Source organism: Rhizobacter sp. Root1238, from assembly GCF_001425825.1.
Lineage (GTDB): Bacteria > Pseudomonadota > Gammaproteobacteria > Burkholderiales > Burkholderiaceae_C > Rhizobacter.
In genome coordinates, this window is the sequence record NZ_LMDM01000001.1 from 411,171 (window position 1) to 423,345 (window position 12,175).

Below are 12,175 nucleotides of genomic sequence, written 5' to 3' on the forward strand. Positions count from 1 at the left end.
TCAGGTGCCTTCCCGTTGCGGGGCGACGAGCAGCTGGCCCGCCGAATCGAACACATGCACTTGCGCCGCGTTCAGGTACAGCGTCACCGATTCGCCGAGCGTGAACTGGTGGACGCCGGTCAGCTGCGCCACCAGCTCGCCGATCGGCGTGTCGACGTGCACGAAGGTGTCGGAGCCGGAGATCTCGGCCAGCTCGACCTTGCCGCTCAACGCGATGTCGCCGTCGCGCTGGCGCACGCGCAATGCACTGGCGCGGATGCCGATGGTCAGCGCCGGCGTGCTCGACGCCGGCAGCGGCACCGACAGGTTCACGCCCGCCTGCAGGCTGATGCCGATGCTCGCGTGCGTGCCCTCGACCAGGTTCATCGGTGGGTCGCTGAACGCGCGCGCGACGCGGATCGACTGCGGGCGGTGGAACACCTCGGCGGTCGGGCCGTACTGCAGCAGCTCGCCGGCATCCATCACCGCGGTGTAGCCGCCGAGCAGCAGCGCTTCGGTCGGCTCGGTGGTCGCGTAGACGACGGTCGATTCGCCGGCCGCGAACAGCTGCGACAGCTCGTCGCGCAGTTCCTCGCGCAGCTTGTAGTCCAGGTTCACCAGCGGCTCGTCGAGCAGCATCAGTGGTGCCTTCTTCGCGAGCGCCCGCGCCAGCGCCACACGCTGCTGCTGGCCGCCCGACAGCTCGGCCGGCAAGCGCTTCAGGAAGGGCTCGATGTGCAGGCGCTTCGCGAGCTCCTGCACGCGTTCGGCAATCCCTTTTTCGCCGCGCAGCTTCAGCGGCGACGCGATGTTGTCGGCCACCGTCATCGACGGGTAGTTGATGAACTGCTGGTAGACCATCGACACGTTGCGCTCGCGCACCGGCAGCCCGGTCACGTCGCGGCCATCGGCCAGTACACGGCCCTGCGTCGGCGTGTCCAGCCCCGCCATCACGCGCATCAGCGAGGTCTTGCCGGCCTGCGTCGCGCCCAGCAGCACGGTCACCGCGCGCGGGACCAGGGTCAGGTCCAGCGGGTAGAGGTGGGTCTGCGCACCGACCTGCTTGCCGATGCGCTCCAGCGTCAATTCCATGAGGTCTCCGAAGGTCTCGTCTGCGGCGTCGCGCCGGGCGTGCCGCGCCAGTGTTGCGCGCACCAGCGGGCCACCTCTTCGCGCTGGGCCGGTGTCAGGTGCAGGCCGAGCTTGGTGCGCCGCCACAGCACGTCGTCGGGCTCGCGCGCCCATTCGTGGTCGTGCAGGTAGTTCAGTTCGGCCTCGTGCAGCCCGGGCACCACCTCGGCGCCGGCGCCGTTGGCCAGCAGCTCCTGCACGCGCGAGCCATAGCAGCGCGCGAGCCGGTGGCGCATCGCCGCCGGCAGCTGCGGGTGGCGCAGCGCGAAGGCCTGCTCGAAGCGCGCGAAGTCGGTGTCGGGCCGCTGCGGGTCGCCGATCCACACGCTGAGGTCGCCGCCGGGCAGGAAGGCGCCGGCCGTCCATGCGCCGCGGGTGCTGCCGAGCGGTGCGGCCAGCAGGTCGGCGGCCTCTTCGGCCAGCTTGCGGAAGGTGGTGATCTTGCCGCCCCACACCGACAGCAGGGGCGCCTTCGAGGTGTCGAGCTCCAGCGAGTAGTCACGCGTGACGGCCGATGGATCGCCCGACTCGTCGTCGAGCAGCGGCCGCACGCCGGAATACGTCCACACCACGTCGGCCGGCACCACCGGCTTCGCAAAGTAGCGGCTCGCCTGCTCGCACAGGTAGGCGATCTCGCTGTCGTCGATGCGCGCGTCGCCGATCGCGCCGTGGTGTTCGACGTCGGTGGTGCCGATCAGCGTGAACTCGCCGTCCTGGTACGGGATCGCGAAGATGATGCGGCGGTCCGGGTTCTGGAAGATGTAGGCGTGGTCGTGGTCGAACAGCTTGCGCACGACGATGTGGCTGCCCTTCACCAGGCGCAGCGAGCGGGCGCGCGGCGCATGCGTGCCTTCGGCGAGGAACTGCGCCGCCCACGGCCCGGCGGCGTTCACCAGCGCGCGAGCCGTCAGCGTGTGCGTGCGGCCGTCGCCGGCCTGCAGCGTGACGCGCCAGGCGTTGTCGCCGCGCTGCGCATCGATGCAGCGCCAGCGCGTCAGCACCGTCGCACCGCGGTCGGCCGCGTCGCGGGCGTTCAGCACCACCAGCCGCGCGTCGTCGACCCAGCCGTCGGAATAGACGAAGCCGCGCTTGTACTGCGGCTTCAGCGGCGCGCCGGCCGGGTGCTCGCGCAGCGACACCGTGCGCGAACCGGCCAGCACCTCGCGCTTGGCCAGGTGGTCGTACAGGAACAACCCGGCGCGGATCATCCACACCGGCCGCATGCTGGCGTCGTGCGGCATCACGAAGCGCAGCGGCCACATGATGTGCGGGGCGCCCTTCAGCAGCACCTCGCGCTCGGCCAGTGCCTTGCGCACCAGCGAGAACTCGTAGTACTCCAGGTAGCGCAGGCCGCCATGGATCAGCTTGGTCGACGCCGACGAGGTGTGCTGCGCCAGGTCGTCCTTCTCGCACACCAGCACCCGCACGCCGCGGCCTGCCAGGTCGCGGGCAATGCCGGCGCCATTGATGCCGCCGCCCACGACGAGCACGTCCACTTCACCCGGCAAAGCTTGGTTCAACACTCGGTCTCCTGGCCCATCGACGCCTGGCCGACCGCGAAGGCGGTCCGGCGCTGTTGTTCGTGGCGTCGTTCGACGCACTGTTCGCTTAAGTTCGTTTCTGATCTTCTTTTTTCGTTTTATGCGAAAAACGAAAACGATGCAACCCAGGAAATCCAGCATCTGCTTTCGTTCGGGCTTTCGGTACCCTCCGCCGCCATGACCCCGAACCCGCGCCAATCGCTGCTGCTCGACGAGGTGCGCGCGCGCGGCACGGCGACGGTGGAGGCGCTGTCGGACCAGTTCGGCGTGACGCTGCAGACGGTGCGGCGCGACGTGAAGCTGCTGTCCGATGCCGGGCTGCTGTCGCGCTTCCACGGCGGCGTGCGGCTGCCGAGTTCGACCACCGAGAACATCGCCTACCGGCAGCGCCAGCAGCTCAACGAGCAGGCCAAGCAGCGCATCGCGCGCAGCGTGGCGCAGGGCGTGCCCGAGGGCTGCTCGCTGATCCTGAACATCGGCACCACCACCGAGGCCATCGCGCGCGAGCTGGTGCGGCACAAGGGGTTGCGCGTGATCACGAACAACCTGAACGTCGCGGCGATCCTGTCGGACAACCCCGACTGCGAGGTGATCGTGGCCGGCGGCGTGGTGCGCTCGCGCGACCGCGGCATCGTCGGCGAGGCGACGGTCGATTTCATCAAGCAGTTCAAGGTCGACATCGGGCTGATCGGCATCTCCGGCATCGAGAGCGACGGCACGCTGCGCGACTTCGACTTCCGCGAGGTCAAGGTGGCGCGCGCGATCATCGAGCAGTCGCGCCAGGTGTGGGTGGCCGCGGACCACAGCAAGTTCAACCGTCCGGCGATGGTGCAGGTGGCGGGCTTCGCCGAGATCGATGCGCTGTTCACCGACCAGGCGCCGCCCGAACCTTTCCCTTCCCTGCTGGCCGACGCAGGCGTCCAATGCGAGGTCGCCGCCTGACCCTTCTTCCGCCATGAGCACTCCGAATTTCCTGCTGGCCCTCGACCAGGGCACCTCCAGTTCGCGCAGCATCGTGTTCGACCGCGCCGGCGCCATCGTCGCGATGGCGCAACGCGAGTTCCGGCAGATCTACCCGCAGCCGGGCTGGGTCGAGCACGATCCGATGGAGATCTGGCACTCGCAGCTCGCGACCGCGAAGGAGGTGCTCGCGAAAGCCGGCATCGCGGCGCGCGACATCGCGTCGATCGGCATCACGAACCAGCGCGAGACCACGGTGGTGTGGAACCGCCGCACCGGCGAGCCGCTGTACAACGCGATCGTCTGGCAGGACCGCCGCGCCGAGCCGACCTGCGCGGCGCTGCGCGAGCGCGGGCTCGAAGCCACCTTCCGCGAGAAGACCGGGTTGATCATCGACGCCTACTTCTCGGGCACCAAGCTGAAGTGGATCCTCGACCACGTGGGCGGCGCGCGCGAGGCGGCGTCGCGTGGCGAGCTGGCCTTCGGCACCGTCGATTCGTGGCTGATGTGGCACCTGACCGGCGGCGCGGTGCATGCCACCGACGTCAGCAACGCATCGCGCACGCTGCTGCTGAACGTGCGCCGCAATGCCTGGGACGACGAGCTGCTGCAACTGCTCGACGTACCGCGCGAGGTGCTGCCCGAGGTGTTCCCGTCGAGCCACGTGTACGGCCACACGAAGGCCGAGTTGCTCGGCGCCTCGCTGCCGATCGGCGGCGTGGCCGGCGACCAGCAGAGCGCGCTGTTCGGGCAGGCCTGCTTTCGCGCCGGGCTCGCGAAGAACACCTACGGCACCGGCTGCTTCATGCTGATGCACACCGGCGCACAGTTCCAGACCTCGACCAACGGGCTGATCACCACCAGCGCGGCGCAACCGACGGCGCAGACCGAGTTCGCGCTCGAAGGCAGCGTCTTCATCGGCGGTGCGGTGGTGCAGTGGCTGCGCGACGGGCTGAACGCGATCAAGGCAAGCAGCGAAGTGCAGTCGCTCGCCGAGAGCGTGCCCGACGCCGGCGGCGTGATGTTCGTGCCGGCCTTCACCGGCCTGGGTGCGCCGTACTGGAAGGCCGATGCGCGCGGTGCGATCGTCGGGTTGACGCGCGGCACGACAGTGGCGCACATCGCGCGCGCAGCGCTGGAGAGCATCGCGTTCCAGAGCGCGGCGTTGCTGCAGGCGATGGGGCGCGATGCGGTGGCGGCGGGTGGCGCGCCGGTCAGCGAGTTGCGCGTCGACGGTGGTGCTTGCGTCAACAACTTGTTGATGCAATTCCAGGCCGATTTGCTGGGCATCCCGGTGGTGCGGCCGAAGGTGATCGAGACGACCGCGCTCGGCGCGGCCTCGCTGGCGGGGCTGTCGTGCGGCGTCTACAGCGGTCTCGACGAACTGGCACGGCAGTGGCAGGTCGAGCGCACCTTCCACCCGACGATGTCGCGCGAGCGCGCGCAGGCGTTGATGGGCGAGTGGGAGCACGCGGTGCGGCAGACGACGGCGAGCTGAGCGAGTGCGCTGCGCGCAGCGTCGCGTGCCGCCGGCCGCGCCGGCCATCTAAATCAAGCATGGCGCCATCTCGCGACGGCATGCCCATCTGCAATTTCCCTGCACAAAGCGTCTCCAAGCTCTGCGCCCATCCCCGGTCCCCGGGTCCAAGGAGCAGACGATGACGCAAGCCCAAGCACTGAAAACCCCGACAGCACCCGCCGGCAGGCGGTGGCCCCGATGGAGGATGTGCTGGACCGGCTTCGTGCTGTGCGTGCTCTACCTGTACCTGTGCGTCACCTGCATCTGGATGGCCGGTGGACTGAGCGCGGCAACGACCGAGTGGCATCGCACCTGGCTGTGGTATCCGCTCGCGCCGCAGACGTGGGTGCTCGACCATGTCGGGCTCGGCTGGGTGATGGATTGCACCAGCTGGCGCAATGCCTATCTGGGGGTGGGCGGCGGCACGCTGCCGGTGCTGTTCGCACTGGGCGTCGGCGCCGAGCGGCTGGTACGGCATGTCTGGAGCAAGCGTGAACGCAGCCCTTCCGACTTCGAGCCGTTGAACTGAACGCGGACCCCCGTGGTGGAGTGAACCTCAACCACGTGCCTTTTCAGCGCCAGAGCGCCGACACCAGCCACAGGTTGGCCACGCTGATCAGAACGAACAGCGTCCACGCGCCGGCCTTCAGCCACGGTCCGTTGGCAAACGATCCCATCAGAGCACGGTCGCTGGTGAAGCGGATCAGCGGCCAGATCGCGAACGGCAGCTGGAAGCTCAGCACCACCTGGCTGGCCACCAGCAGCTTGCCGACACCCGCCTCGCCGAGCCACAGCACGCCGCCCAGCGCGGGCAGCAGCGCGAGGCCGCGCGTGATCAGCCGGCGCTGCCAGCACGGCATCTTCAGGTCGAGGAAGCCTTCCATCAGCACCTGCCCGGCGATGGTGCCGGTGAAGGTGGAGCTCTGCCCGGCCGCGAGCAGCGCCACGCCGAACAGCACCGACGCGAACACGCCGCCGACCAGCGGGTCGAGGAGGTGGTAGGCGTCCTGGATCTCGGTGACCTCGGTGTGCCCGCTGCCGTTGAAGGCCGAGGCCGCGAGCGTCAGGATCGCCGCGTTCACCAGCAGCGCGAGCGACAGCGACACGATGGTGTCCAGTGTCGACAAGCCGATCGCCTCGCGCCTCGCGGCGTCGCCGCCGGCGACATGGCGTGTCTGCACGATCGACGAATGCAGGTACAGGTTGTGCGGCATCACGGTGGCACCAAGGATGCCGATCGCGAGGTACAGCGCCTGCGGGTTCTCGATCGCTGACAGCCGCGGCACGAAGCCCTGCGCCACCGCCCGCCAGTCGGGCCCGACCATTGCAAGCTCGACCGCGTAGCAGACGCCGATCGTGACGATCAGCCCGAGCACGATCGCCTCGACCTGCCGGAAGCCCTTGCCCTTCAGCCCGAGCACGACCAGCGTGTCGAACGCGGTGATCACGATGCCGGTGACGAGCGACACGCCGAACAGCAGGTGCAGTGCGAGCGCGCTGCCCAGCACCTCGGCGACGTCGCACGCGACGATCGCGAGTTCGGCCAGGATCCACAGCACGCGGCTGGTTGCCTTCGGGTAGTGGTCGCGGCAGGCGCGTGCGAGGTCCTTGCGGGCCACCAGGCCGAGGCGCAGGCTCAGCGTCTGCAGCAGCATCGCCGCAAGGCTGGACAGCAGCACGACGCACAGCAGCGCGTAGCCGTAGCGCGAGCCGGCCTCGATGTCGGTCGCCCAGTTGCCGGGGTCCATGTAGCCGACCGACACCAGCAGGCCCGGGCCAGCCACCCGCAGCAGCTTGCGCCACGTCGGGGCCGTGGCGGGGATCGCGATGCTGCCGCGCACTTCGGACGGGCAGAACGGGGCGGTGGCGGTGCGTGGCAACGAAAACATGGGCCGCATTCTGCCGGGCTGCTGACACGACGTTGTCAGCAGTCGCCGCGCAGCATCGCGGCTCCTGTTCTGGAGACCCGCCATGACCGACACCATCCGCAGCGCCCTCAACTGGTTCGAGATCCCGGTCACCGACCTCGACCGGGCCCAGGCCTTCTACGAGAAGCTCTTCGCGACGACGCTGCGCCGCGAGCCGATGGGCGACGTGACGCTGGCCGTATTCGGCTACGACGAGCCCGGCGTCGGCGGCTGCCTGATCGCCGGCGACCGTGTCGCGCCGCCGTCGCAGGGCGGCACCATCGTCTACCTGAACGCGCAGCCGTCGCTCGATGCGGTGCTCGACCGCGTGCAGGCCGCCGGCGGCGCCATCACCACGCCGAAGGTCACGCTGCCGGGCGACATGGGCTGCTTCGCCCACATCGCCGACAGCGAAGGCAACCGCATCGGGCTGCACGCACTGGCGTAGCATGCGCGCCCAGGAGACGTCGATGAACGCCACCCACCGGCCCCACGAAGGCCTCCCCCACTGATGCGCCGCGCCGACCGCTTGTTCCAGCTGGTGCAGCTCGTGCGCGGGCGGCGCCTGACCACCGCCGAGTTCATCGCCGAGCGGCTCGAGGTGTCGGCGCGCACGGTGTACCGCGATGTCGCCGACCTGCAGCTGCAGGGCGTGCCGATCGAAGGCGAGGCGGGGGTCGGCTACCGCATGCGGGCCGGCTTCGACCTGCCGCCGCTGATGTTCAGCGGCGAGGAGGCGCAGGCGCTGGTGGCGGCGGTGCGCATCGCCCAGCCGCGCATCGATGCGGCACTGGCGGCGCGTGCCGATGCCGCGTTGTCGAAGATCCTGTCGGTGCTGCCCAGTGCGGCCCGCGCGGCCGCCGAAAGCCTCGCGCTGTATGCACCCACCTTCGACTTCGACCCGCAGGCGCGTTCGCACCTGGAGCTGCTGCGGCTGGCCGCCGAATCGCGCCGCCGTGTCGAGCTGCAGTACGTCGACCTGAAAGAGGTCGGCACCGAACGCACGGTGCGGCCGCTCGGCTGCTTCTACTGGGGTGCGGTGTGGACGCTGGCCGCGTGGTGCGAGACGCGAGAGAGCTTCCGCAGCTTCCGCGTCGACCGCATCCGGCAGCTGATCGTCACCGACAGCGCATTCCGCGACGAGCCGGGCAAGACGCTGGCCGACCTGTTCCGCCACAACGAGGCCGCGGCCGAGGCGCACCGCAACGCGAGCGCGGCCTGAGCGGGGTCCGCCGGGCACGGCGGGCTCTTAAGATGCCGGGTTCCGCACCCACCCGGCCTCCCCATGATCCAGCTGTATTACTTTCCCGGCAATGCCAGCATGGCGCCCCACATGCTGCTCGAAGAGCTCGGCATTCCATTCGAGCTCGTGCGCGTCGAACGCGAGAAGGGCGCGCTGCGCTCGCCCGAGTACCTGAAGCTGAACCCGAACGGGCTGATCCCGGTGCTGGTCGATGGTGAGCTGGTGCTGTACGAGGCCGCGGCAATCTGCCTGCACCTGCTCGACGCGCACCCGCAGAGCGGCCTGGCGCCGGCCGTCGGCACGCCGCAGCGGGCGCATTTCTACAAGTGGCTGATGTGGCTGACCAACTCGCTGCAGCCGGCGCTGATCACGTACTTCTACCCGGACCGCTATGTGCGCGATGCCGACGCGGTGCCGCAGGTGAAGGACTGCGCCGAGGCGCGCGTCGGCGCGCTGGTCGACCTGCTCGAGGCCGAGCTCGCGTCGCACGGCAAGCCGTGGCTGCTCGGCGATGCATTCAGCGCGATCGACCTGTACGCGCTGATGCTGTGCCGGTGGACGCGCGGCTTCCACCGGCCGGCGCGCACCTTGCCGGCGCTCGGGGCGCATCTGCAGCGCGTGCTGGCGCGGCCGGCGGTGCAGCGGATGCTGGCGAGCGAGGGTTTGCAGCCGCCACTGGTCTGAGCGGGCTCAGGGCGTGGGCCACGCCCGCTGCGCCGGCCGCATCTGCTCCCAGGCCCGCGCCAGCTGCAGCACGCCCAGGTCGTCGTGCCGCGCGCCGATGATCTGCAGCCCGATCGGCAGGCCGTCGCCGGTGTAGCCGCAGTTGATGCTGGCGGCCGGCTGCTCGCTCATGTTGTACGGCAGCGTGAACGCGATGTGCTCGAACGGCCGCGCCGGGTCGTTGGTCGGGCAGGGCAGCTCGGCGGCGAAGGCCGGGATCGGCGCGGTCGGCGACAGCAGCGCGTCGAACGGACGGCAGGCCGCGACGGCCGCCTCGCGCATCGCGCCCATCTGGCTGTAGCCGTGGAACACCTGCGCGCCGCTCAGCGCCGCACCGCCGCGCGCCCACTCGACGATGAAGGGCAGCACCTTGGCGCGCCGCGCCTCGGGCAGCGCCGCGATGTCCGTCCACGCACGGCAGCGCCAGAAGCGGTCCATGCCGTCGATCATCTCGCGCGTCATGAACGGTGCGACCAGCTCGACGATCGCGCCCGCGCTCTCGAAGGCACGCGCCGCGGCCTCGACCGCCGCCCGCACCTCCGGCTCGACCGGCAGGCCCCAGCCGGCGTCCATCAGCAGGCCGAGCTTCAGGCCGCGCAGCGGGCGGTCGAGCTGCCCCCACGCGATGTCCTGGTACGGCAGGTTCATCGTGTCGCGCAGGCCGGGATCGGGCTGCGACAGCACGCCCATCATCAGCGCCGCATCGGCGACCGTCCGCGTCATCGGCCCGGCGACGCGGCCGGCATACGGCGGCTGGATCGGGATGCGGCCGAGGCTCGGCTTCAGCGTGAAGATCCCGCACCAGCCGGCCGGCAGCCGCACCGAGCCGCCGATGTCGGTGCCGACGTGCAGCGGCCCGTAGCCCGCTGCCGCGCCCGCGGCGGCGCCGGCGCTGCTGCCGCCCGGGTTGCGGCGCAGGTCCCACGGGTTTCGCGCCAGCGGGTGGAAGCTCGACAGCCCGGACGACAGCATCCCGTAGTCGGGCATCGTCGTCTTGCCGAGGATCACCGCGCCGGCCTCGCGCAGCCGCGCGGCCGGCGGCGCATCGGCCGCGGCCGGCACCAGCTCGGTGGCGGCGGTGCCCAGCGGCACCGGCGTGCCGCGGGTCGCGATGTTCTCCTTGATCATCGCCGGCACGCCGTCGAGCGCGCCGAGCGGTGCGTTCGCGAGCCAGCGCGCCTGCGAGGCCTCGGCCTGCGCGAGCGCCGCCGCCGCGTCGAGCGCATAGGTCGCGCACAGCCGGGGCTCCCAGGCCTCGATGTTCGCGAGCACCGCGCGCGTCACCTCGACCGGCGACAGCGTGCGCGCCGCGTAGGCGGCCAGCAGCTCCACGGCACCCAACTGCGCGAGCGCATTCATTGCCAGCTCACCGCGCCCATGTCGTTCGCGAACACCGGCGAGCTGCTCCACAGCCCCTTCAGCCGCTTGTTGGCGACTAGGAACTGCGGCAGCTGGAACAGCCAGGCGTTGACCGCGTCACCGGCGAGCCGGCGCTGCGCGTCGCCGAGCAGCTTCAGCCGCTCCTTCGCGCTGGTGCTGGCGTCGTACTTCGCGACGATCCCGGCGTAGGCCTTGCCGTCGTAGCCGAAGTAGTACGACGGGTCGGCGTACACCGCGAAATCGAGCGGCTCGACGTGGCTGATGATCGTCAGGTCGAAGCTGCCCTTGAACGGGCCGGCCAGCCACTGCGCCCATTCGACGTTGTCGATCTTCGCGACGATGCCGACCTTGGCCAGCTGCGCCGCGACGATCTCCCCGCCCTTGCGCGCGTACTGCGGCGGGGGCAGCGACAGCGTCACGTTCAGCGGCGTCGCGACGCCGGCCTCCTTCAGCAGCGCGCGCGCCTTGTCGGGGTTGTACGGGTTCACGCCGGTCAGGTCGACGTAGCCGGCATCGCTGGGCACCAGGTGGCTGCCGATCGGCGCGCCGTGGCCTTCCATCGCGCCGGCGATCACCGCCTGCCGGTCGATCGCCATCGCGATCGCGCGGCGCACGCGCACGTCGTCGAAGGGCCTGCGCTTGTTGTTGATCGCGACGAGGGTCTTGCCTTCGGTGCCGCCGATCGCGACGGTGAAGCGCGGGTCGTTCTGGAACTGGGCAAGGCTTTGCGCCGCCTGGAAACGCGGGAACGCGTCGACGTCGCCAGCCAGCAGCGCGGCCGATTGCGCGGCCGGGTCGTTGATGATGCGGAAGCTCACCTTCTTCAGCTTGATCGCGGCGGCGTTGCGGTAGCCGTCCCAGCGCGACAGCACCACCGCGGTGCCGCGAGACCAGCTCTCGAAGCGGAACGGGCCGGTGCCCACCGGCTTCGTCGCCGTGCCGGCGGCGCTCTTCGGGTCGAGGATCACCGCGGTGTTCTCGCCGAGGCGGAACAGCAGGTTGCCATCGGCCTTCGCGAGCACCAGCACCACCGTCTGCGCATCCGGCGTCTCGATGCGGGTGATGTTGTCGAACACCGTCTTCTTCGCCTTGTTGGTGCTGCCTTCGGCGCGGGCGCGCTCGAAGCTGAACTTGACGTCCGACGCATCGAAGGCCTCGCCGTCGTGGAAGCGCACGCCCTTCTTGAGCTTGAAGGTGTAGAGCCTGCCGTCGGGGTCGATGCTCCAGCTGTCGGCCAGCAACGGCGTCACGCTGCCGTCGACGTTGATCTTCGTCAGGCCCTCGAGCACGTTGTAGTGGACGATCTCGCCGATCGACGCCGCCGCCGAGGTGGTCGGATCGAGCCCGGGCGGTTCGAGCGTGATGCCGATGACGGCGCTGTCCTTGCGGGACTGGGCGGTGGCGAGCGTCGCGGCGAACAGCAGCAGCGTGGCGGTGGTCTTGAGGGTCGAGTTCATCGGATCATTCCGTGCGCAAGGATCGGTCTGTCGGTGAGTCAGATGCCGGGCGGCTCGCGGCTGGCGTGCCAGAACGCCAGGATATCCACCGTTTTGTCGGTCACGCGGTAGTAGAGAAAGTACCGGAGTCGGCCCAGCAGCAGGCGACGAAGCTCGGGCGTGCCGATGCTGGCGCAGGGGCTTCCGAGAAAGGGTTGATGGGCCAGCAGCGCGAGTGCTTCCCCTAAATCTTCACGCACCGCCCCGGGGGCTTTGGTCCGGTTCTCGGCCCACCAAGCCGCAACCTGGCGAATCTGCGAACCGGCGCGGGTGGAAATATTGACGCGCAGCGCCAT

At 70.0% G+C, this 12,175-nt stretch carries 12 protein-coding genes; 6 read left to right on the forward strand and 6 right to left on the reverse strand.

Going from position 1 to position 12,175, the window contains the following annotated elements:
- Both ASC98_RS01935 and glpD read right to left on the reverse strand, forming a co-directional pair.
- On the reverse strand, window positions 1–1,071 hold the full coding sequence (locus ASC98_RS01935) for an ABC transporter ATP-binding protein (protein ID WP_056803678.1): 1,071 nt from the start codon (window positions 1,069–1,071) through the stop codon (window positions 1–3).
- Complete coding sequence (glpD, locus tag ASC98_RS01940) at window positions 1,062–2,792, reverse strand: glycerol-3-phosphate dehydrogenase (RefSeq protein WP_082541807.1); 1,731 nt, start codon at window positions 2,790–2,792, stop codon at window positions 1,062–1,064. Before glpD ends, ASC98_RS01935 begins: the two co-directional genes overlap by 10 nt.
- Window positions 2,793–2,828: 36 nt before the next feature.
- Between glpD and ASC98_RS01945 the strand changes: the two genes are divergently transcribed.
- The 3 genes from ASC98_RS01945 (at window position 2,829) to ASC98_RS01955 (ending at window position 5,659) form a co-directional block, all read left to right on the forward strand.
- Window positions 2,829–3,593, forward strand: coding sequence for a DeoR/GlpR family DNA-binding transcription regulator (locus ASC98_RS01945; protein ID WP_056803684.1), 765 nt, complete (start codon window positions 2,829–2,831; stop codon window positions 3,591–3,593).
- Window positions 3,594–3,606: 13 nt separating this feature from the next.
- Window positions 3,607–5,109: a glycerol kinase GlpK gene (gene glpK / locus ASC98_RS01950; protein WP_056803687.1), complete on the forward strand. Its 1,503-nt coding sequence runs from the start codon at window positions 3,607–3,609 to the stop codon at window positions 5,107–5,109.
- A gap of 160 nt (window positions 5,110–5,269) precedes the next feature.
- Window positions 5,270–5,659, forward strand: coding sequence for a hypothetical protein (locus tag ASC98_RS01955; protein ID WP_157597850.1), 390 nt, complete (start codon window positions 5,270–5,272; stop codon window positions 5,657–5,659).
- A gap of 43 nt (window positions 5,660–5,702) precedes the next feature.
- Here ASC98_RS01955 and ASC98_RS01960 read toward each other — a convergent pair whose 3' ends face one another.
- A complete protein-coding gene (locus ASC98_RS01960; RefSeq protein ID WP_056803693.1) occupies window positions 5,703–7,019 on the reverse strand; it encodes an Nramp family divalent metal transporter in 1,317 nt (438 codons plus the stop codon).
- A gap of 82 nt (window positions 7,020–7,101) precedes the next feature.
- Here ASC98_RS01960 and ASC98_RS01965 point away from each other — a divergent pair, with 82 nt between their 5' ends.
- The 3 genes from ASC98_RS01965 to ASC98_RS01975 all read left to right on the forward strand — a co-directional run bounded on the left by ASC98_RS01965 (window position 7,102) and on the right by ASC98_RS01975 (window position 8,964).
- Window positions 7,102–7,485, forward strand: coding sequence for a VOC family protein (locus tag ASC98_RS01965; protein WP_235581139.1), 384 nt, complete (start codon window positions 7,102–7,104; stop codon window positions 7,483–7,485).
- Between the two features lie 63 nt (window positions 7,486–7,548).
- Window positions 7,549–8,259, forward strand: a complete 711-nt coding sequence (locus ASC98_RS01970) for a YafY family protein (protein WP_056803696.1) — start codon at window positions 7,549–7,551, stop codon at window positions 8,257–8,259.
- Between the two features lie 63 nt (window positions 8,260–8,322).
- Window positions 8,323–8,964 carry a glutathione S-transferase family protein gene (locus ASC98_RS01975; RefSeq protein WP_056803699.1) on the forward strand — a complete coding sequence of 214 codons (642 nt, stop codon included), beginning with the start codon at window positions 8,323–8,325 and terminating at the stop codon, window positions 8,962–8,964.
- Between the two features lie 6 nt (window positions 8,965–8,970).
- Here the strand turns inward: ASC98_RS01975 and ASC98_RS01980 are convergent, their stop codons facing one another.
- The 3 genes from ASC98_RS01980 to ASC98_RS01990 are packed head-to-tail and all read right to left on the reverse strand — an operon-like array spanning window position 8,971 to window position 12,175.
- Window positions 8,971–10,362, reverse strand: a complete 1,392-nt coding sequence (locus ASC98_RS01980) for an amidase (protein WP_056803701.1) — start codon at window positions 10,360–10,362, stop codon at window positions 8,971–8,973.
- Window positions 10,359–11,840 carry an ABC transporter substrate-binding protein gene (locus ASC98_RS01985; RefSeq protein ID WP_056803704.1) on the reverse strand — a complete coding sequence of 494 codons (1,482 nt, stop codon included), beginning with the start codon at window positions 11,838–11,840 and terminating at the stop codon, window positions 10,359–10,361. Before ASC98_RS01985 ends, ASC98_RS01980 begins: the two co-directional genes overlap by 4 nt.
- 38 nt (window positions 11,841–11,878) lie before the next feature.
- Window positions 11,879–12,175, reverse strand: coding sequence for a type II toxin-antitoxin system RelE/ParE family toxin (locus ASC98_RS01990; protein WP_056803707.1), 297 nt, complete (start codon window positions 12,173–12,175; stop codon window positions 11,879–11,881).